The organism is Embleya sp. NPDC050493, from assembly GCF_044458105.1.
GTDB lineage: Bacteria > Actinomycetota > Actinomycetes > Streptomycetales > Streptomycetaceae > Embleya.
In genome coordinates, this window is record NZ_JBITHP010000009.1 from 28,835 (window position 1) to 48,726 (window position 19,892).

The following is a 19,892-nucleotide window of genomic DNA, read 5'->3' on the forward strand; positions in this document are numbered from 1 at the left end:
CAGATTCCCTGCCGATGATCTTCGGCCACTGTTGACCGGCCGTCAGATCCGGTCCGCCGGGATCCTTCCCATCCGACCGGCCTTGAAGTCGTCGAACGCCTGCGCCAGTTCGGCGTGCGTGTTCATCACGAACGGGCCATACCAGGCGACTTCCTCGCCGATCGGCTGTCCACCGAGAACGATCACCTCGAGGTTCGGCTTGTTCGAATCCTGTCGCGCATCGGCCTGGAGGTCGATCGTGTCCCCGGCCCCGAACACCGCGAGCCGGCCGGTTTCGATCGGTCGACGATCGGTCCCCACGGTGCCGGAGCCCGACAGTACGTACACCAGGGCGTTGTAGTCCTTGCGCCACGGCAGCGAAAGTCGTGCACCCGGATTGACCGAGGCGTGCAGCAACGTGATCGGGGTGTGCGTGATACCCGGCCCATCGAAGCCGCCGACCGAGCCGGCGATCAGCCGCACCAGGGCGCCGCCGTCGTCCGACGCGAGCAGCTTGACGTCACCCGCGCGGATGTCCTGGTAGCGCGGATCGGCCATCTTCTGCACGGACGGCAGGTTGACCCACAGCTGGATGCCGTGGAACAGACCGCCACTGGTCACCAGCGCCTCCGGCGGTGCCTCGATGTGCAGCAGGCCGGAGCCGGCCGTCATCCACTGCGTGTCGCCGTCGGTGATCACGCCACCGCCACCCGCCGAGTCCTGGTGCACGAACTCGCCGTCGATCAGGTAGGTGACCGTCTCGAAGCCGCGGTGCGGGTGCCACGGGGTGCCCTTGGGCTCGCCCGGCGCATAGTCCACCTCGCCCATCTGATCCATCATGATGAACGGGTCGAGACGGCTCTGATCGACCCCGGCGAAGGCGCGGCGAACCGGGAAGCCCTCGCCCTCGACGCCGGTGGGCGCGGTGGTGACGGCGAGCACGGAGCGCGGCCGCGCGTCGAGACCGGGTTCCGGCAGACGCGGCAGGGCCAGCGGGTTGGAAACGGTGACGGCGGGCATGGCCTGCTCCTCGGATACGAGTACGGTCCCGGCTTCCCCGGGCCCTGCTCGCTCCAACAGTAGTTGCCCACTCAACATTCCCCACGCGGAGGATCCCTTTCCGCGCAGCACTCGGCCCAGCGGGCGCGAGCCGAAGCAGGCGCGGCCGGTGCCCAAGGCCACTCGGCCCGCCGGCGCTTGAGACGAACCAGCCCGGCCGGCGCTGAGGCCACCCAGCCCCGCCGGCGCTTGAAGCCACCCAGCCCCGCCGGCGCTTGAGACGAACCAGCCCCGCCGGCGCTTGAAGCCACCCAGCCCCGCCGGCGCTTGAGGCGAGCCAGCCCGGGCCGGCGCATGAGGCCACCCAGCCCCGCCGGCGCTTGAGGCGAACCCGAAGCAACCCACGCTCAACGGCGGACGAACACACAGCAGCCGGCCGGCGCTTGAGGCCTGCGCCCGAGGGCGACCAGCCACCGCCGGGTCCGAGTGCGCCCGAGGCAACCCGGAAGCCGCCGGCCCGAGTTCAGGCCGGGAGCGCCCGATTCACACTCGGCAACGATCGCCCACCCGCGAGCCGCGCGAGTGTCGTGTCCACCGAGTCGGGCGACAGGATCTGGTCCAAGGCCATGAAGGCGCAGCCGGTCAGCCCGGCGGCCTCCCCCAACACGCTCGGCACGATCCGCAGCTCCCGCGTGGCCACGGCCGTGGACCGCTTGTACACAACCTCCCGCACCCCCGCCAGCAGCGGATCGCCCGCGTCGGCGAGGTCGCCACCCAGCACCACGACCGCCGGATTGAGCACGTTGACCACACTCGCCAGCACCTCGCCGAGCATCCGCCCGGACTCGCGCACGAGTCGAACCGCCTCGGGCTGACCGGCCGCCGCGAGCGCAACCACGTCCCGCACGCTGGAGACCTCGCGCCCGTCCGGGAAGCGTGCCCCGTGCGCGGCCAGGGTCTCGATCAAGTGCCGTCCGCTGGCCAGTACTTCGAGGCAGTCCACGTTCCCGCACCAACACCGCACGCCGGTGCCGCCGGCCACCGGGATGTGGCCGATCTCGCCGGCCGCGCCGAGCGCGCCCCGGTACACCTTGCCGTCGGCCACTATCCCCGCGCCGATGCCGGTGGAGGCCTTGACGAACACCAGGTCGCCCGCGTCGGCCCGGGCCCGGTACTCGCCCAGGGCCATCACGTTCACGTCGTTGTCCACGTACACCGGTACCGGCAACCGGCGTTGCAGGGTGGGCGCTATCGCCACCCCGTCCCAGCCGGGCAGCGTCGGCGCGCCGGCCGCGCGGCCGGTGTCCAGTTCGACCGGGCCGGGCACGGCCACCCCGACGCCGCGTACTCGCGCCGGGTCGAAGCCCTCTTCCGCGAGCATCGTGTCGATCCAGGCCGGCAGTCCGGTGAGCACCGCGTCCGGCCCACCCTGGGCGGCCATCTGGGTCTCCCGGCTGGCCAGCACCCGGCCGGTCAGGTCGCAGACCGCGAGTTGGCCGCGACTGCTGCCGAGCGAGGCGGCCAGCACCAGGCCGCCGTCGGGATTGAGTTCGAGGCGGATCGGCGGTCGGCCGCCGGTGGACACGCCGTCGGCCCGCTCGGCGAGCAGGCCGGCGTCGACCAGCTCGTCGATCCGAGCCGCCACGGCGGATCGGGACAGCCCGGTCAGCCGGGCGACGTCGGCCCGGGTCTCGGCTTCCCCGTCACGCACAAGGCGAAGGACCTCGCCTGCACTGCTGTGCGGGATGGGATTCGCGCGTCGGGCCATGCCATCCAGTGAACCAGGGCGGCTTTCCCTCGGTCAAAGCCCTAAGTTCACTACTTCGACACCCGAGCGTCACTCTTTTGCTTGCCAAGAGGCAAAAGTACCCCTAGTTTGGTACCCGAACCGGCAGAGCAGGCCGCTGACAGCAGGGGCACGAAGATCGTGAGCGAGCAGAGGATCCACCCGACGGTGGCCGCAGTGACGGAGCGCATCGCGCGCCGCAGTGCCGCCACGCGTACGGCCTACCTGGAGCGGATCCGGGCGGCGGCCTCCGAGGCTCCCGCGCGCGGTCAGCTCGGTTGCGCCAACTTCGCCCACGGCTTCGCCGCCTGCTCGCCCGGCGAGAAGCTCGCTCTGCGCGGCACCGGCCCCCAGGGTCCGGTCAAGCCGAACGTCGCGATCGTCTCCTCCTACAACGACATGCTCTCCGCGCACCAGCCGCTGCGCACCTACCCCGAGCAGCTCAAGGCCGCGGTCGCCGAGGCCGGTGGCGTGGCCCAGTTCGCCGGCGGCGTGCCCGCCATGTGCGACGGGATCACCCAGGGCCGCGCGGGCATGGAGCTCTCCCTGTTCAGCCGCGACGTGGTCGCGATGGCGGCGGCCGTGGCGCTGGCGCACGACATGTTCGACGGCGCGCTGATGCTCGGCGTGTGCGACAAGATCGTCCCCGGCCTGGTGATCGGCGCGCTGTCCTTCGGGCACCTGCCGACCATCTTCGTGCCGGCCGGCCCGATGTCCTCGGGTCTGCCCAACAAGGAGAAGGCCCGGGTCCGGCAGCGCTTCGCCGAGGGCAAGGTCTCCCGCGAGGAACTGCTCGACGCCGAGGCCGGCGCGTACCACGGCATCGGGACCTGCACCTTCTACGGCACCGCGAACACGAACCAGCTGGTCATGGAGGTGCTCGGACTGCACCTGCCGGGCGCCAGCTTCGTGCACCCGGACCAGCCGTTGCGCAAGGCGCTGACCGACGAGGCGGGCCGCCGGGTCGCGGCCACCACGTCGCTCGGCGACCCGACGTCGCTGGTCCGCGAGTACACGCCGATCGGCGAGGTGCTCGACGAGAAGGCCTGGGTCAACGCGGTCGTCGCGCTCCTGGCCACCGGCGGCTCGACCAACCACACGCTGCACCTGGTCGCGATGGCCGCCGCCGCCGGGATCACGCTCACCTGGGACGACTTCGCCGAGCTGTCCACCGCGGTCCCGCTGCTGACCCGGATGTATCCGAACGGTCCGGCGGACATCAACCACTTCCACGCCGCGGGCGGCACCGCGTTCCTGATCGGCACGCTGTTGGACGGCGGCCTGCTCAACGAGGACGTGCGCACGGTCGCCGGCGACGGGCTGAACCGCTACCGGCGCGAGCCGCAGCTCACCGAGGACGGCTCGATCGTCTGGGTGGACGGCTCGACCGAGAGCCTGGACCTGGACGTGCTGCGGCCGTACGACAAGCCGTTCGCGCCCGATGGCGGGCTGCGGATGTTGCACGGCGACCTCGGTCGCGCGGTGATCAAGGTGTCCGCGGTCGACCCGTCGCACCACGTGGTGACCGCGCCGGCGCGCGTGTTCGACGGGCAGGCCGAGTTCCTGGCCGCGTTCGAGAACAACGAGCTCGACCACGACCTCGTCGCGGTGCTGCGCTACCAGGGCCCTCGGGCGAACGGCATGCCCGAGCTGCACAAGCTGATCCCCGCGCTCGGCGTGCTCCAGGACCGCGGCCACCACGTGGCGCTGGTCACCGACGGTCGCCTCTCCGGCGCCTCCGGCAAGATCCCCGCCGCGATCCACTGCACGCCCGAGGCGGCGGCCGGCGGCCCGATCGCCAAGGTCCGCGACGGCGACATCGTGACCGTGGACGCGGTCGCGGGCACGCTGACCACGCAGGCCGACCTGGCCGGGCGCCAGGTCACCGGCGCGGCCCCGACCGACGCCGAGTGGATCGGTACGGGACGCGAACTGTTCACCGCGCTGCGCGCCGGAGTCGGCCCGGCCGACTTGGGCGCCGGTGTGTTCGGCGCGGTCGCGACCGTGGCTTTCGACGGAGCGAGCGCATGAACCCGACCGTGGCCCAGCCGACCCCCGACCGCCCGTGGCTGGTCGCCGACATCGGCGGCACCAACGCGCGCTTCGCCGTGGTCACCGAGCCGGGCGGGCAACCCGAACGGGTGCTCGGGCTGCGCAGCGAGGACCACGCGGACCTGGCCGCCGCGATCGAGGACTACCTGGACCGTTCCGGCACGGCCCGACCGGGCGCGATCTGCGCGGCCGTCGCCGGCCCCGTGCACGGCGACCGGTTCCGACTGACCAACGGCGCCTGGGTGTTGTCCATCGCGGAGACCCGGGTCAAGCTGGGCGTCCCGGACCTGCACCTGATCAACGACTTCGAGGCGCTGGCGCTGTCGCTGCCGCACCTCGCGGGCGACGACCTGATCGTGGTCGGCGACCGGCTGCCCGACCCGACGCTGCCGATGGCCGTGCTCGGCCCCGGCACCGGACTCGGCGTGGCCGGCCTGGTGCCGATCCCGGGCGGCGGCTGGGTGCCGCTGCCGGGTGAGGGCGGCCACGTGCTGCTGCGCCCGGCACACGGCCCGGACGCCGCGGCCCTGGAGGTGCTGCGCGACGAGCGCGGCGGCCTGGGCACGGTGACCGCCGAGCACGTGCTCTCCGGCCCCGGACTGTGCCGCCTGCACCGCTGCACGGCCGCGGTACACGGGGTCCCGGCCGAGGCGCTCAGCCCGGCGGACATCTCCGCCCGCGCGCTGGACGGCTCCGACGAGGTGTGCGTCGCGACGGTGGAGACGTTCTGCCGACTGCTCGGCACGTTCGCCGGCGGAGTGGCCCTGACGATGGGCGCTCGCGGTGGCGTCTTCCTGGCCGGCGGCATTCTGCCCCGGATCACGGAGATGTTGCTGAAGAGCGAGTTCCGGATGGGCTTCGAGACCAACCCGACGATGGCGCCGTACCTGCACCGCATCTCCACCGCGCTCGTGGTGGCCCCGCATCCGGCCCTGCGCGGCGCGTCCGCGTGGCTGGACGCGCGCAGCACTCGACTCGTGGAGGTGGCGGCGTGAGCACGTCCGCTCTGGACCTGGCCCCGGTGATCCCGGTGGTGATCGTGGACGACGTGGAGTCGGCCGTACCGCTGGCGCGTGCGCTGGTGGCGGGCGGACTGCCGGCCGTCGAGGTCACCCTGCGGACGCCGGCGGCGCTCGGCGCGATCGAGCGGATCGCGGCCGAGGTCGAGGGTGCGTTCGTGGGCGCCGGTACGGTCCTGACGCCGGATCAGGCGAAGGCGGCGGCCGACGCCGGCGCGCGTTTCCTGGTCACGCCGGGCTGCACCGAGACGCTGTACGGCGCGCTGGCGGACACCGGGCTGTCCTTCCTGCCCGGGACGTCGACGGTGTCCGAGGTGCTGCGGCTGCGCGAACTCGGGGTGCGGGAGATGAAGTTCTTCCCGGCCGAGGCCTCGGGCGGTGCGCCGTACCTGAAGTCGCTGGCCTCGCCGGTGCCGGATGTGCGGTTCTGCCCGACGGGCGGAATCACCCCGGCTTCGGCCCCGACCTACCTGGCGCTGCCGAACGTGGCGTGCGTCGGCGGGTCCTGGATGCTTCCCGCGGACGCGGTCGCCTCGCGCGACTGGGCGCGGGTGGAAAAGCTCGCTCGCGAAGCCTCGGGGCTGCGCGGGTAATGGATCGTCCCCTGGCGCGCTCTGCCCTGAGGTGCGCCAGGGGCACGGACCGCGGATGGTGGGCCGTATGAGGGTTCGGCCCACGAACGAGCAGGTCGTATGAGGGTTCGACCTGCGGAGACCGCGAATAGGGACCCGCTCTTCGGCGAGGAGAGCGGGTCTCTTCTTTTTTGGGCGCCTTCGGCGCCGACTCGCGAGGCACCACCTTCGGGACCCTGACGCGCCTTGTTCGGACGGGGGCGGCATCACGCCGTCACTCCCGCCGCGCGTGCTGCCACGGTCCGGTCATGGGCGGGTCGCTTGGCGGCGTGGGCGAGTGCGGCTCGCCGTTCGGCCTGTTCCCGGCCTTCGCTTGCGCGACCGTACATTGGCACCGGCTCGACGATCACGAATGTCCGCGACAAACGCGGAAGCGGCCGAAGCACGCGCCCGTGATCGAGGGCATTGCGAGACCCAACGCGGTTCAGGGCGCCCCTATCCGCGGTCGCCGTGCCCGTTCGGCGGCCCGCGCCCGGGAACAAGGGGCAATCCCGCCCCCGAACGCGGCGGGGCGCCGCCTCTCGCTCGAGAGCGAGAGGCGGCGCCTCGGGGGTCCGCTGTGGCGTGGCCGGTTAGAAGGCCGCCTCCGGGAGGTCCATGATCGTGTTGTCGATCTGCTCGACCATCAGGCGCTGCGGCGTCAGCAGCGGCAGGATCTCGCGCGCGAAGTGCTTCGCCGCGGCCACCTTGCCCCGGTAGAACGCCTCGTCGCGGCCGGGGGTGCCGGCCAGCTTCGTGAGCGCCACGGCGGCCTGGCGCAGCAGGAGCCAGGAGACCACCAGGTCGCCGGCGGCGATCAGGAGCCGGGTGGTGTTCTGGCCGACCTTGTAGATCGAGTCGATCTCCTGCTCGGACGCCATCAGTTGGTTGATCATCGCCGCGACCATGCCCTGGACGTCCTCGGCGGCGGTCGCGAGCAGCTTGACCTCGGCGGCCAGTTCGCCCTCGGTGTGCGCGGCGATGAACTCCTGGATCTCGCCCGCCACCACGGTCAGCGCCTTGCCCTGGTCGCGGACGATCTTCCGGAAGAAGAAGTCCTGACCCTGGATCGCGGTGGTGCCCTCGTAGAGGGTGTCGATCTTGGCGTCCCGGATGTACTGCTCGATCGGGTATTCCTGGAGGAAGCCCGAGCCGCCGAAGGTCTGCAGCGACTGCGCGAGCTGCTCGTAGGACTTCTCCGAGCCGTAGCCCTTGACGATCGGCAGGAGCAGGTCGTTGACCCGGTCCGCGGTCTCGTCGCTTTCGCCGGCGAGCGCGGCGCCCTCGATCCGGTCCTGCCACGAGGACGTGTACATCACCAGCGCGCGCATGCCCTCGACGTATGCCTTCTGGGTGAGCAGCGAGCGGCGCACGTCGGGGTGGTGGGTGATGGTCACGCGCGGCGCGGCCTTGTTCGTCATCTGCGCGAGGTCGGCGCCCTGGTAGCGCTCCTTCGCGTATTCGAGCGCGTTGAGGTAGCCGGTGGACAGCGTCGCGATGGCCTTCGTGCCGACCATCATCCGCGCGTACTCGATGATCTTGAACATCTGCGCGATGCCGCTGTGCACCTCGCCGACCAGGGTGCCCACGGCCGGGATGCCGTGCTCGCCGAAGGTGAGCTCGCAGGTCGTGGAGACCTTGAGGCCCATCTTGTGCTCGACGTTGGTAACGAAGGCACCGTTGCGCTCGCCGAGTTCGCCGGTCTCCGGGTCGAAGTGGAACTTCGGGACCACGAACAACGACAGGCCCTTGGTGCCGGGACCCGCACCCTCCGGGCGGGCGAGCACCAGGTGGATGATGTTCTCGGTCATGTCCTGGTCACCGGAGGTGATGAAGCGCTTGACGCCCTGGATGTGCCAGGTGCCGTCCTCCTGCCGGACCGCCTTGGTCCGACCCGCGCCCACGTCCGAGCCCGCGTCGGGCTCGGTCAGCACCATGGTGGAGCCCCACTGGCGGTCGACCATGAAGCCGGCGACCTTGCGCTGCTCCTCGGTGCCGAGCGTGTGCAGCACCTGGGCGAAGTCGGGACCGGCCGCGTACATCCACAGCGCCGGGTTGGCGCCGAGCACCAGCTCGGCCACCGACCAGCGCAGCGAACGCGGGCAGTTGGTGCCGCCCATGCTCTCCGGGAGCGCGAGGCGCCACCACTCCGAGTCCATGTAGGCCTTGTACGACTTCTTGAACGCCTCGGGCAGCGTGGCCGAGTGCGTCGCGGGGTCGAACACGGGTGGGTTGCGGTCGCCCTCCGCGAACGAATCGGCGAGGTCGTTCACGGCGAGGCGCTCGACCTCGGCCAGGATCGACTTCGCGGTGTCGACGTCCATTTCCGCGAACGGACCCGTGCCATAGACCTGCTCGCGTCCGAAGACCTCGAACAGGTTGAACTCCAGGTCGCGGAGATTCGACTTGTAGTGACCCATGACAGGCTCCGCCCGTGGTTGCGTCCTGTGGACTGCGTTGACTGAACTCCGACGCGATCGACCGAAGCGATCGACCGAACCGAGGCCCAGTGTACTGGTCAGTAACATAATGATCGTACCCATGGGTAACTTTTTCAATGCCCACGAGGTTCCCATCGGGTTACCACCAGGTACATGTGACCGTCTCGACGGAGGGCTCAAACCCTGGCTCTCGACCCGCTAGCCTCGTGGTGTGTACGGCTACGCAACGGAAGAACCCCAGGCCCGCGCGGAGGCGCCGGCGCTCACCGACGCCGTGCGCGCGTTCGCCACGGGCGTCATGAACGGCGAGGACTTCCAGTCCATCTTCATAGCGTCGAAGGTCTTCTGCCCGAGGGGTGACCGCCCGGGATTCCTGGCGTTGCACAACACCCCCGAGCCGGTGATCCCGATGTTCAGCTCGCTCGCCGAACTCAAGAAGTACGCAGGCGAGGAGTCGCGCCACTTCACCGTCACCGGGGCCGAGGTGCTCGACCTGCTGCCCAACGGCTACGGCTTCGTGCTCGACCTGGACGGCGAGCACCGGGTGATGTTCGACGCGAAGGCCATAGAGCAGATGATCGCCTTCGCGATGCGCCGGATGTACGGCTGAGCCGTCCGTCACATCGACCGCAGGCCCCGGTCGGGCCGTCGGTCGGCGGGACGGCGGCCGGCGGGACGGCGGCCGGCGAGGCAGCCGCGGTGGCGGGTATCGCGCAGGAGCGCACCCGCGCCCGCTGTGCGCGGGCCGGGTGCGCTCGTGGTCGGATTCGGTGGTGCCCGGATCAGGCCGGCCGATGGCCGTGGTTGGCTCTGTTCTTGCGACGGGACCTGCGCTTGCGGGTCTTCCTCGACATCGCGCCCCCTTGGTCGTCGTGCCGCATGCCTACCCAGGGTCGGCCCGTGCGCAAGCCCCGATCCGCGTGATTCGGCGGTGCCGGGTTCAGCGGGAGCGGCGGCCGTGGCGCAGGAGTTCGCCGCTGTGCACGCCGGTGGGTTCGTCGTTCTCGATGGTGACCCGGCCGTTGACCAGGATGTAGCGGTAGCCCTTGGCGTCGATCACGGTGCGGAGTTGGCCGGCGGGCAGGTCGTGGACGAATTCGGGATCGCCGTACGCGAGTTCGTCGTAGTCGTAGACGATGATGTCGGCCGCGGCGCCCTCGACGAGCACGCCTCGGTCGGTGAAGCCCGCGCAGCGGGCGGGCAGGCCGGAGAGTCGCCAGTGGGCCTGTTCCAGCGAGGTCCAGGCGTGCTTGCGGACGTACTCGACCAGATACTCCGTGCCGTACATGCCCGCGCTCAGCGTCTTCAGGTGCGCGCCGCCGTCGGACAGGCCGGGCAACAGGTACTCGTAGTCGACGAGTTCCTTCAGGCCCTCCAGGGTCGCGTTGAACTGACCGGTGTGCACCTGCGTGGTCAGCCCGTCCGCGACGGTCACGTCGCACAGCACGTCCACCGGGTGCCGGTCCAGCAGGGCGCCGATCTCCTTGAACGACAGCCCCTCGTACTGCCTGTACTCGTCGGTGAACGTGCGGTGCAGCTTCATGTCCGGGTACAGGTGGTAGAACAGCGGGTCGAATTCGCGCAGTTCGGCCCGTACCGCCGGGTCGTTCAGCATCGCGATCTTCTCCTCGACCGTCTCGGCCGCGAAGATGTCGGCCACCGGCGGCCGGGTGGACACGCCGCCGTACAGGAAGCTGAACGGCACCGGGACGTCGGTCGTCATCGCCTGGCCGTAGATCGGGATGCCGCGTTCCTGGCAGCGCCGCAGCCACTCGATCTTGCGCTTGTACAACCCGCCGCTGCGCGAGTTGGCGATCACCGCGTTCCAGATCAGCGGCCGGCCGCTGACCTCGACCAGGTGCTCGTACTCCTCCTCGGTGATCTGCGTCCCGGAGACCTGCATGAAGCCGCGGCCCTGTCGGCCCAGCGCCCGGGCCAGCGCGAGTCGGGTCTGCGGCCACATGATGTCGGTGGGCATCGGCGTGCCGTCGAAGTCGCCCTGCATCAGCCGGCCGTTCGGGTTGCCCGGTTCGCCCAGACACTGGGCCGACCAGCCGCACGCGCCGGCGTCCATCGCCTCCTCCAACAGGCGGGCCAATTCGGCGTGTTCCGCGTCGGTGGGCTCGGCGCCGGCCTTCGCCCGCTCCAGGCCGAGCACCCAGATCAGCAACGGGTTCACCGGCACGTACGGCAGTACGTTGACCGCCTTGGGGGTGCGGTCGACGCTGTCCAGGTAGTCGGGGAAGGTGACCCAGTCCCACGGCATGCCCTCGCGCAGGGTCTCGGTGGGGATGTCCTCGACGGCCGTCATCGACAACATCGCGCGCTCGCGCATGTCCTCGCGTACCGGCGCGAACCCGAAGCCGCAGTTCCCGGTGACCACCGAGGTCACCCCGTGCGGACCGGACGTGGTCAGGTACGGGTCCCAGAAGACCTGGCCGTCGTAGTGGGTGTGCAGGTCGATGAAGCCGGGCGCGACGATCAGTCCGCTCGCGTCGATCACCCGGTCCGCGTCCGCCGCCGGGATCCGTCCGATCCGGCTGATCACGCCGTCGGTGATCGCGATGTCGCCCCGGAAACGCGGGTTTCCCGAACCGTCGACGACGATGCCGCCCTTGATGACCACGTCGTAGTTCGCCATGGCGTCCCTTCCTCGGCAGAGCCCTTGATTCAGTTAATTAATGAGTGTGTTTAATACGAGGTGTCGAAGGAGTCAAGAGCTTCCGGAGCGGGGTGTTCGGCGCGGGATCGGCGAGGCGAGGCGGGGGCGGATCCGGGGGTCGGGAGCGGCGGTGGCTGCGGCAGCGGGGGCAATCGGCGGCGGACGGGCGGGCGCGGCGCGGCGCGACGGCCGGCGAGGCCCCCGGTCGGTTCAGTCGCCGGCCAGTGCGCCCGCGACGATCGAGGTCAGGTGGTCGTCGAAGGCATCCGGACCGAGCAGGCCGGTGGGCACGATCGCGTCCGGGCGGGCCGGCCGGCTGTGCCGCGCGGCGCGGGCCGCACACAGCATGCCGACCATCTGGGTGACCAGGAAGGTGCGCGTCTGCAGCGCCGTCGCCTGCAGGTCGGGCCGCGCCGCGGCGACCGCGTCCACCACGTCCTGGACGTCCTCACCGCCCAGCAGCGGCGTCACCGGCGAGGTCGCGTCGCGCAGCAGCTCGACCGAGATCTGGAGGTAGGCCCGGTCGGCGGGCGAACCGTTGAGCAACTCGGTGATCGGCAGCACGATCGCACGGGCGAAGCCGGACAGGTGCGGCTGCTCGCGCGCCTCGGCCAGCAGCGCCTGGCGGCGTGCGTAGACGATCGGGACGTGCTGTTCGACGATCGCGCGCAGCAGTCCCTCGCGACCGCCGAAGTGGTAGTGGATCGCGCCGGCGTTGCGCTGTCCGGCCGCGCGGGTGATGTCCTGCAACGGCACGTCGAGACCGTGCCGCGCGAACAAAAGCTCGGCGGCCTCGACGATGCGGCGCCTGGTGGGGCCGGAGTCACGCGGCATGCGCGCAGCATATGGCCTGGGTGAGGGCCGGGTTCCGACACGAATGGCGGTGCTGTCAAGTGCCTGTTTGGCCAGGTTTGGATACGTTTTGGAGCTAATGGGACCTTCGCCCCTGTCCGAGTGCCACCGCGCACGTGACGATGGAGGGCAGTCGGTCGTCGGTCGTCCCCCCTCGCGTCAACGAAAGGTCCCGATACATGCCTGCCATGGCCCTCCCCGCCGGCCGAGCCGTTCCGGTGGCAGCGGGTTTGTATGTGGCAGTGCTGCTGAGTCGGGTGTTCGCTCCGCCCTACCTGGACATGCACGCGGTGTTGATCGCCGTGCCGGCGGTCGTGGCGATGGCCTACCGACCGTGGATGACGGCGGTGGCCGGAGCCGTGGCGTTGATCACCCGACTGTTGTTGCGGCCGGAAATGTACAGCAGTGACTACGGTGAGTACAAGAACTCCACCGGCGTCTCGGCGGCGATCCTGATCGTCACCCTGTTCGGCTGCTGGGTCGGCTGGGAGCGTCGCCGCCAGGACGCCCGGCTGCACCGGGTGCAGTCGGTGGCGGAGGTGGCCCAGCGCGCGCTACTGCGGCCGGTGCCCCGCACGATCGGCCGGTTCGGCTTCGCGGTGCGCTATCGGGCGGCGGCCGAGGAGGCGTCCATCGGCGGCGATCTGTACGAGGTGCTGGAGACGCCGTACGGGGTGCGGGTGCTGCTCGGCGACGTGCGCGGCAAGGGCTTGGAGGCGGTCGACATGGCGGCCCGGACGCTGGGCGCGTTCCGCGAGGCGGCCTACGACGCGCCGACCCTGGGCGAGGTCGGCATGCGGGTGGATCGCAGCCTGAATCGACAACTCGGCAGCGAGGACTTCGTCACCGCGGTGATGGTCGAGCTGTGTCCGGGCGAGGGCACGATGCAGGTCCTGGCCTGCGGCCATCCATCGCCGCTGCTGGTCCGCGGCGGCACGGTCGGCGAGGTGATCGCCGAGGCGGGACTGCCGCTGGGCATGGGCCTGCTGCCGGCGGCCACGGCGCGCTCGGTGGAGGAGGTCCGCTTTCGGCCCGGGGACGTACTGCTGCTGCACACGGACGGGGTGACCGAGGCCCGGGACGCCTCCGGCACCTTCTACGCACTGGCCCATCACCTCGCCGTCCACGCGCACAACGACGCCGCGGCGATGCTGGACGCGGTCGAGCAGGGCCTGCTCGCCCACGTGGGCGGCAAACTCGAGGACGACGCGGCCCTGCTCGCGGTGACCCTGACCGGCCCGCTGAAGAAGGTGGTCAAGCCGGCTCGGACCCTGGAAGCACTCCGCAACCCGGCCTGATTCATCGGCCGGGCAGCGGGGTCGGGTGTCCGGCCGCAGGCCGGTGACCTTCGCCGGGGGGGGGGGGGGGGGGGGGGGGGGGGCGCGCCGCCCCCCCCCCCCCCCCCCCCCCCCCCCCCCCCCCCCCCGGGCCGTCAGGCGGTCGGGCGGCGGCGCTTGGCGAGCACGATCGTGGTGGTGCCGACCAGGGCGAGGCCGGCCGCGGCGGCGGCGAGCGCGGGGGCGAGCGCGGGGCCGCCGGTCTCGGCAAGGGCGGCCGGCAGCGGAGCGGCGGCGGTCGTGGCGGGCGAAGAGGTCACGGCAGGCTCGGCATCCCCCAGGACCGCGGCGGGCTTCGCGGGAGCGGGCTTGGCCGGCGTGGGCTTGGCGGGCGTGGGCTTGGCGGGCGTGGGCTTGGCCGTGGGCCTCGTGGGAGGCGTCGGCTGCGGAGCGGCCTTGCCGAGCGCGAACTCCCGGTAGGCCGCTCGGCCGCGAACGGCTCCCGCGGCGAGGTGCCCGGTGGTCACCTGTACGGGGGTGGTGGTCTTGACCGTGACCTGGATCGTGACGGTGGTGGTACTGCCGGGGTGGCCGCCGCCGTTGATGACGAACCGCCCGCCGAGAACGGGGTCGCACCCGGGCTTGACCGCGAGGCGCTGCGGAGCCCGGCCGGGGAGTGTGTAGCGGATGTCCACGTCCTTCGCGCCGCCGTGGTGCAGGCGGCCGTCGGGCGAGTCGTTCTCGCCGTTGTCGAGCAGACCGAGGCCGACGCCCACCGGGATTTGGCCGAGTTCGACCTTGGAGTTGTTGGTGACGGTGAGCCGGGCCGTGAAGGTGGCGCCTCGGGTGACCTTGGCCGGCACGCCGGACAGGGTGGCGGAGACCTTGTCCCAGTCCTTCTGGGTGCCCGTGGTCGCGGCTGCCTGCGCCGTGCCGTCGCCGTCCCCGCAGGCGTAGGCGGTTCCGGCCATGCCGGGCAGGATCGGGGTGAGGAGAGCGAGGGTGACGACGGCCGCGCCGGAGATGCCGATCTTCTTCGTGAAACGGCTCATAGCGGGCATTTGCATGGCGGAGTTCTCCCCTGGGGAATCGGTGTCTCAAAGAATGTCGACACGGAGTCGGGCCGGCGGCCGGGCGGACGGGTTCCCGCTCCGGGGCTCCGCTGCCGTCTTCCTTGCCCTCGATTACTAAGACGCCCATCCCCGAGGGGGGTTGCGGCGGGTTGCCGACCGATTTCCTTCCGTGTACACCGATCACCCCCCGGGGCAGGCGAGGTGGGCGCTCGGGACGGGCCTGGGACGAATCGAGCGGCGATGACGACGTGGTCGACGCGGTGCTGCCCGTGCGGGCCGGCAGAGAGCACCCCCGCGCCCCCGCAGGCGGGGCCCGCCGCACGTTCCGGGCGCTGCCGTACGCGGGCCGGGAGGCGGCTCAGGAGGACGATCCGCCCCGACACGAGGTGGTCGACGCGATCGTGACCACGCCGACCCGGGGCGTACTGGCCGGGGCGGATCCCCACCGACCCGAGCCCGGCAGGCCGGTGCCGGCCGATCCGGTCGGACCCGCGCGCCCGATCGCGGCGCGGCCGTCCGGGCACCCTCCCGCGTCCGCCGCGCCGCGGATTCGCCCGGCGTGGGCAGCCCGGCGCACGCCTCGCGCCGAACACGCCACCTGTCCGGGCGCCGCTCTACCGTGGCCGCATGACTTCCCTGAGCCACGACCGCCACTGCTCCGAGATCGTCGCCCAGATCGACCTGCTCCGCGCCACGATCGAGGGCACGGACCTGACCGTCCCGGTTCCCTCGTGTCCCGGCTGGAACGTCGGCCAGTTGCTGCGGCACCTCGGCGGTGGCCAGCGCTGGGCCGAGGAGACGGTGCGGACCAGGGCGACGGGACCGCTCTCCGACGAACACTTCAGGGACCTGTCCGCGTACACCCACGAGGACCCCGCCGTCCTGGGCCCCTGGCTCGCCGAGGGCGCCGAACGCCTCGCCGACACCCTTCGCGCCGCCGGCCCCGACGCCGAGCTCTGGACCCCCGTCACGGGCGGCACCACGGGCTTCTACGCCCGCCGCTTCACCCACGAGACGGTCGTCCACCGCGCCGATGCGACCCTGGCCCTCGGCGCGAAGTTCACCCTCGATCACGAGGTGGCCGCCGACGCCCTCGACGAATGGATGGAACTGGGCTCCCTCCCCTTCCATTTCGAGGTCCACCCCCGGATGCGCGAACTCCTCGGCCCCGACCGCACCATCCACCTCCACGCCACCGACACCGCACCCGCGGCCGGCGCGGAATGGGTGGTCGACCTGACCGGCGAGCACATCACCTGGCGCCGCGCGCACGAGAAGGCCGCGGTGGCCGTCCGCGGCCCGCTGGTCGACCTGCTGCTGGTCACCTACAAGCGACGCACCCCTGCCGAGGCCGACGTGGAGATCCTCGGCGACGCCGAACTGCTGAACTTCTGGTGGGAACGAGTGAGCTTCGGCTGATCGGACGTCCGGGCCGGCTCGGACCGGGTACCCGCCGGCCGCATCCGTGGCTCGGGGGCGAGGGTCGAGGTTCGAAGGCGGCACCCCCGGCCCCGCAGCCCCGGCCCCCCAGCCCCGGCGCGGGCGGTCGTACGAGCGCGGGGTCCGGGCAAACGACGGGCCCGGGCGGCGCCGGTGCGAGGGTCCTCGGGGCCGTTCCTCACCCCTTTCGGCTGGGGGTGTGGGGGCGGCCTCGGCGGTTCGGCGGGGCGTAGTCTCGTGGTCGGAGAGCCCCTGACGATCTTCGCGGCCGGCCGGCCGTGGCCCTTGGAGTATGTATGCCCTCGCCTCGCTTCGACCGGAGTCACACCGACGACCTGATCGAGTTCATCGGTGCCTGCCCCTCCCCCTACCACGCGGCGGCGAAGGTGGCCGCGCGGCTGGAGGCGGCGGGCTTTCGGCGGCTGGTGGAGACGGCGGCGTGGGACGGCGGGGCGGGCGGGCGGTACGTGCTGCGTGGGGGCGCGATCGTGGCCTGGTACGTGCCGGAGGGCGCCGAGAGCACGCGCGGCTTCCGGATCGTGGGAGCGCACACCGACTCGCCGACGCTGCGGGTGAAGCCGCGTCCGGACACCGGGGCGGCGGGCTGGCGACAGGTGGCCGTCGAGGTGTACGGCGGGCCGCTGTTGAACTCCTGGCTCGACCGCGACCTCGGTCTGTCCGGCCGGATCGTGCTGCGCGACGGCAGCGAGCACCTGGTGTTCGTGGACCGGCCGTTGCTGCGGGTGCCGCAGTTGGCCATCCACCTCGACCGCTCGGTCAACGAGGCGGGGCTGCAGTTGGACAAGCAGCAGCACATGACCCCGATCTGGGGGCTGGGCACGGTGGACGAGGGCGCGCTGATCCGGTTCGTCGCCGAGGAGACCGGCGTGGCCGCCGGCGACGTCACCGGGTGGGACCTGATGGTCCACGACGTGCAGAAGCCCGGCTACCTCGGCCGCGATCGCGAACTGGTCGCCTCGCCCCGGCTGGACAACCTGCTGTCCGTGCACGCGGGCCTGGCCGCGCTGCTCGCCGCCGCGCACGACAAGGTGACGCACATCCCGGTGTTCGGCGCGTTCGATCACGAGGAGACCGGCAGCGAGTCCACCACGGGCGCCGCCGGTCCGCTCCTGGAGACGGTGCTGACCCGGATCGTCAGCGCCCGCGGCGGTTCGCTGGAGGACCGCGCCCGCGCGTTCGCCGACTCGTTCCACCTCTCCAGCGACGTCGGCCACGCGGTGCACCCGAACTACGTCGGCCGGCACGAGCCGGGCCACCACCCGGTGCCCAACGGCGGCCCGATCCTGAAGGTCAACACCAACCAGCGCTACGCGACGGACGCTCGCGGCCGGGCCGTGTGGACCGCGGCGTGCGAACGCGCGGGGGTGCCGGCGCAGATCTTCGTCGGGATCAACTCGATCCCGTGCGGCTCCACCATCGGCCCGATCACCGCGACGCGCCTGGGCATCGAGACGGTGGACGTGGGCACCGCGTGCCTGTCCATGCACTCCTCCCGTGAACTGTGCGGCGCCGACGACCCGTTCCTGCTCGCCTCGGCCGCCGCCGCGTTCCTGGAGGGCTGAACGTCGCCGCGAATGCGTGGGCATGGGTTCCGGGACTCCGGGTAGGCGCGAGCCGACAGTCAATCGGGCGTCCGGTTGATCGGGCGCCGCGAAAACCCGCCGCACATCAGCGGATCGGAGTGAACGGACTCATGGGCATCGGAGCGGGCATCCTGTTGATCGCGGTGGGCGCGATCCTGACCTTCGCCACCGACTGGAGCGTGTCCGGCATCAACATCGACGTGGTCGGCGTCGTGCTGATGATCGCCGGAGTCGTGGGCATCGCACTGTTCCTGATGGTGTGGGGGCCGCGGCGCCGCGACGCCGTGCTGAACCCGCCGCCGGCCGGCTATGTGCAGCCGCCGCCCACGGGAGGCTACGTCGAGCCGCCCGTCGAACAGATCGTCGAGGAGCGGCCGAGGCGCCGCTACTACCGACGCTGACAGACCATCTCGGCACCACCCCCCGACGACCGCGGCTCCGGAGTCCTCCCCCTCCCACTCCGGAGCCGCGGTCGTTTCCGTTGCGGGTGGTCGCGGGACATGCCCGGGCGGCCGGGCCCGGAGCGAGGCAGGCCGCCGCACGGCCTCGTCGCCGCCCGCGCGGCCTCAGATGTGCGGCATGCGGAGTTTGCGGACCCGGTGGGCCGCGGACTCGACCACGGTCAGGTAGAGGTCCTCGTCCAGGTCGGCGACCACCGCCACGGCGGCCGGTTCGGCGAGGTCGCCCAGGACGGTGGACACGAACCCGTCCGAGGGGTCGTAGCGGCGCAGTGCGCCGTTGTAGGTGTCCGCGACCACGACCGAGCCGTCCGGCAGCGTGTCCACGCCCAAGGGGTGCTGGAACAGCGCGTGTTCGGCCGGTCCGTCGCGCAGGCCGAAGTCGAACAACCCGCGACCGACCACCGTCTCGATCCGGCCGTCCACCAGGCGGCGCAGCGCCGAACTCTCCGCGTCCACCACCCACAACGTGTGCCGATCCGGTGACACGGCCAGGCCGGACGGCTGGGCGAAGCAGGCGGTGTCGACCGGGCCGTCCTCCATGCCCTCGTCGGTCGTGCCGGCCAGCACCCCCATGCCCTCGCCGACCGGGTCGAACTCCCACAGCTGGTGTACACCCGCCATCGCCACGATGATCCGGCCGCCGAACCACGCCACGTCCCACGGGCTGGAGAGGTCGATCGTGCGGGCCGCGCCGTGGTCCTCCGCGCCGCGCCGGCGCGCTCGTCCGGTGCCCGCGACCGTGCGGATCGATCCGGTGGCCAGCGAGACGCCGCGCAGCGCGTGATTGGCGGTGTCCGCGACCACGACGTCGTACCGCACGTGCGCGGCCACCTCGGGCGGCAACAGGGCCATCCCGTGCGGCTCGGCCAGCATCGCGTGCCGGGGCCCGCCGTCGAGCAGCCCGCGCCGCCCGGTACCGATCCGGCGCAGCACCGTACGGCCGTCGTCGGAGAGTTCGGCCAGCGAATGGTGCCCGGTGTCGGCGACCAGCAGCGCGCCGGAGGGCAACCGCAGCAGCTGGCCCGGGAAGCGCAGGTCGGTGCGCGGCGCGTCGGGTCGCTCGAAGTCCTCCGCGGCCCGGTGCAGCGTGCCCTTGCCCTCGTGCTCGATCACCAGGTCGGCGATCAGCGCCTCGATCTCGCTCGCGTGGCCCTCGCCGGACAGTTGCGCGACCACATAGCCCTCGGGGTCGACGACCACCAGGGTCGGCCACGCGTGCACCGCGTACTGCTTCCACGTGCTCAGCTCGGGGTCGTCCAGGACCGGATGCCGCAACTCGTGTCGCTGCACCGCGCAGACCACCGTGCCGTGGTCCGCCTCGTGCTCGAACTTGGGCGAGTGCACGCCGATCACGGTCAGCACGTCGCGGTGGCGCTCCTCGATCGGGCGCAGTTCGGCCAGCACGTGGTGGCAGTTCACGCACGCCGAGGTCCAGAAGTCCAGCAGCACGATCCGCCCGCGCAGCCCGGCCAGTGTCGGTCCGGGTCCGTCGGTGTTGATCCAGCCGCCGGAACCGGACAACTCGGGGGCCCGGATCCGGGCTCGGCGCGCGGTGCTGCTCATGATCCGAAGTGAACCATCCGGGTCGGCCGGCGACCCCCGGCCGGCGCGTGTACCGGCCGCGCCCCACCCAACC

The 19,892-nt window shown here is 71.8% G+C and carries 14 protein-coding genes and 1 pseudogene; 8 read left to right on the forward strand and 7 right to left on the reverse strand.

Features of this window, described 5'->3' with window-relative positions; genetic code table 11:
- Nucleotides 1–42: 42 nt before the first annotated feature.
- Together ACIBM5_RS19195 and ACIBM5_RS19200 are read right to left on the reverse strand one after the other, a co-directional pair.
- A complete protein-coding gene (locus ACIBM5_RS19195; RefSeq protein ID WP_396007974.1) occupies nt 43–999 on the reverse strand; it encodes a pirin family protein in 957 nt (318 codons plus the stop codon).
- Between the two features lie 502 nt (nt 1,000–1,501).
- Complete coding sequence (locus ACIBM5_RS19200) at nt 1,502–2,689, reverse strand: ROK family transcriptional regulator (protein WP_391587182.1); 1,188 nt, start codon at nt 2,687–2,689, stop codon at nt 1,502–1,504.
- A 231-nt stretch (nt 2,690–2,920) separates the two neighbouring features.
- Between ACIBM5_RS19200 and edd the strand changes: the two genes are divergently transcribed.
- From edd to eda, 3 genes are read left to right on the forward strand one after another with little or no spacing between them, the layout of a single operon-like run.
- Nucleotides 2,921–4,795, forward strand: a complete 1,875-nt coding sequence (edd, locus tag ACIBM5_RS19205; protein WP_396008152.1) for a phosphogluconate dehydratase — start codon at nt 2,921–2,923, stop codon at nt 4,793–4,795.
- Entirely contained in the window at nt 4,792–5,811 is a 1,020-nt protein-coding gene (gene glk / locus ACIBM5_RS19210; RefSeq protein WP_396007975.1) for a glucokinase, read from the forward strand. Before edd ends, glk begins: the two co-directional genes overlap by 4 nt.
- Nucleotides 5,808–6,428: a bifunctional 4-hydroxy-2-oxoglutarate aldolase/2-dehydro-3-deoxy-phosphogluconate aldolase gene (eda, locus tag ACIBM5_RS19215; RefSeq protein ID WP_396007976.1), complete on the forward strand. Its 621-nt coding sequence runs from the start codon at nt 5,808–5,810 to the stop codon at nt 6,426–6,428. The genes glk and eda overlap by 4 nt, the downstream gene beginning before the upstream one ends.
- A gap of 611 nt (nt 6,429–7,039) precedes the next feature.
- On the opposite strand, the gene ACIBM5_RS19220 is transcribed toward eda, so the two are convergent.
- The gene (locus ACIBM5_RS19220; protein ID WP_391587190.1) at nt 7,040–8,866 is read right to left on the reverse strand and encodes an acyl-CoA dehydrogenase; all 1,827 of its coding nucleotides are present in this window, start codon (nt 8,864–8,866) and stop codon (nt 7,040–7,042) included.
- A 232-nt stretch (nt 8,867–9,098) separates the two neighbouring features.
- Between ACIBM5_RS19220 and ACIBM5_RS19225 the strand changes: the two genes are divergently transcribed.
- Nucleotides 9,099–9,497, forward strand: coding sequence for an SseB family protein (locus tag ACIBM5_RS19225; RefSeq protein ID WP_078976240.1), 399 nt, complete (start codon nt 9,099–9,101; stop codon nt 9,495–9,497).
- Between the two features lie 330 nt (nt 9,498–9,827).
- On the opposite strand, the gene ACIBM5_RS19230 is transcribed toward ACIBM5_RS19225, so the two are convergent.
- Together ACIBM5_RS19230 and ACIBM5_RS19235 are read right to left on the reverse strand one after the other, a co-directional pair.
- The gene (locus ACIBM5_RS19230) at nt 9,828–11,528 is read right to left on the reverse strand and encodes an amidohydrolase family protein (RefSeq protein WP_396007977.1); all 1,701 of its coding nucleotides are present in this window, start codon (nt 11,526–11,528) and stop codon (nt 9,828–9,830) included.
- A gap of 231 nt (nt 11,529–11,759) precedes the next feature.
- Nucleotides 11,760–12,383: a TetR/AcrR family transcriptional regulator gene (locus ACIBM5_RS19235; RefSeq protein WP_396007978.1), complete on the reverse strand. Its 624-nt coding sequence runs from the start codon at nt 12,381–12,383 to the stop codon at nt 11,760–11,762.
- 197 nt (nt 12,384–12,580) lie between these two features.
- On the opposite strand from ACIBM5_RS19235, the gene ACIBM5_RS19240 reads away from it, so the two are divergent.
- The gene (locus ACIBM5_RS19240) at nt 12,581–13,699 is read left to right on the forward strand and encodes a PP2C family protein-serine/threonine phosphatase (protein WP_396007979.1); all 1,119 of its coding nucleotides are present in this window, start codon (nt 12,581–12,583) and stop codon (nt 13,697–13,699) included.
- Nucleotides 13,700–13,833: 134 nt separating this feature from the next.
- Here the strand turns inward: ACIBM5_RS19240 and ACIBM5_RS19245 are convergent, their stop codons facing one another.
- On the reverse strand, nt 13,834–14,730 hold the full coding sequence (locus tag ACIBM5_RS19245) for a hypothetical protein (RefSeq protein ID WP_396007980.1): 897 nt from the start codon (nt 14,728–14,730) through the stop codon (nt 13,834–13,836).
- Nucleotides 14,731–15,378: 648 nt separating this feature from the next.
- On the opposite strand from ACIBM5_RS19245, the gene ACIBM5_RS19250 reads away from it, so the two are divergent.
- The 3 genes from ACIBM5_RS19250 to ACIBM5_RS19260 all read left to right on the forward strand — a co-directional run bounded on the left by ACIBM5_RS19250 (nt 15,379) and on the right by ACIBM5_RS19260 (nt 18,196).
- A complete protein-coding gene (locus ACIBM5_RS19250) occupies nt 15,379–16,170 on the forward strand; it encodes a maleylpyruvate isomerase family mycothiol-dependent enzyme (RefSeq protein WP_396007981.1) in 792 nt (263 codons plus the stop codon).
- Between the two features lie 317 nt (nt 16,171–16,487).
- The gene (locus tag ACIBM5_RS19255; protein ID WP_396007982.1) at nt 16,488–17,774 is read left to right on the forward strand and encodes a M18 family aminopeptidase; all 1,287 of its coding nucleotides are present in this window, start codon (nt 16,488–16,490) and stop codon (nt 17,772–17,774) included.
- A gap of 131 nt (nt 17,775–17,905) precedes the next feature.
- A complete protein-coding gene (locus ACIBM5_RS19260; protein ID WP_391587197.1) occupies nt 17,906–18,196 on the forward strand; it encodes a hypothetical protein in 291 nt (96 codons plus the stop codon).
- A 174-nt stretch (nt 18,197–18,370) separates the two neighbouring features.
- On the opposite strand, the pseudogene ACIBM5_RS19265 reads toward ACIBM5_RS19260, so the two are convergent.
- Nucleotides 18,371–19,819: pseudogene (locus ACIBM5_RS19265) on the reverse strand (thioredoxin-like domain-containing protein); the annotation flags it as partial.
- Nucleotides 19,820–19,892: the final 73 nt, after the last annotated feature.

Bases quoted from the DNA above. Each gene is read 5' to 3' on its own strand.
- ACIBM5_RS19195 (WP_396007974.1), bottom strand. From the start codon at position 999: ATGCCCGCCGTCACCGTTTCCAACCCGCTGGCCCTGCCGCGTCTGCCG.
- glk (WP_396007975.1), top strand. From the start codon at position 4,792: ATGAACCCGACCGTGGCCCAGCCGACCCCCGACCGCCCGTGGCTGGTC.
- ACIBM5_RS19220 (WP_391587190.1), bottom strand. From the start codon at position 8,866: ATGGGTCACTACAAGTCGAATCTCCGCGACCTGGAGTTCAACCTGTTC.
- ACIBM5_RS19230 (WP_396007977.1), bottom strand. From the start codon at position 11,528: ATGGCGAACTACGACGTGGTCATCAAGGGCGGCATCGTCGTCGACGGT.
- ACIBM5_RS19235 (WP_396007978.1), bottom strand. From the start codon at position 12,383: ATGCCGCGTGACTCCGGCCCCACCAGGCGCCGCATCGTCGAGGCCGCC.
- ACIBM5_RS19240 (WP_396007979.1), top strand. From the start codon at position 12,581: ATGCCTGCCATGGCCCTCCCCGCCGGCCGAGCCGTTCCGGTGGCAGCG.
- ACIBM5_RS19245 (WP_396007980.1), bottom strand. From the start codon at position 14,730: ATGAGCCGTTTCACGAAGAAGATCGGCATCTCCGGCGCGGCCGTCGTC.
- ACIBM5_RS19250 (WP_396007981.1), top strand. From the start codon at position 15,379: ATGACTTCCCTGAGCCACGACCGCCACTGCTCCGAGATCGTCGCCCAG.
- ACIBM5_RS19255 (WP_396007982.1), top strand. From the start codon at position 16,488: ATGCCCTCGCCTCGCTTCGACCGGAGTCACACCGACGACCTGATCGAG.
- ACIBM5_RS19260 (WP_391587197.1), top strand. From the start codon at position 17,906: ATGGGCATCGGAGCGGGCATCCTGTTGATCGCGGTGGGCGCGATCCTG.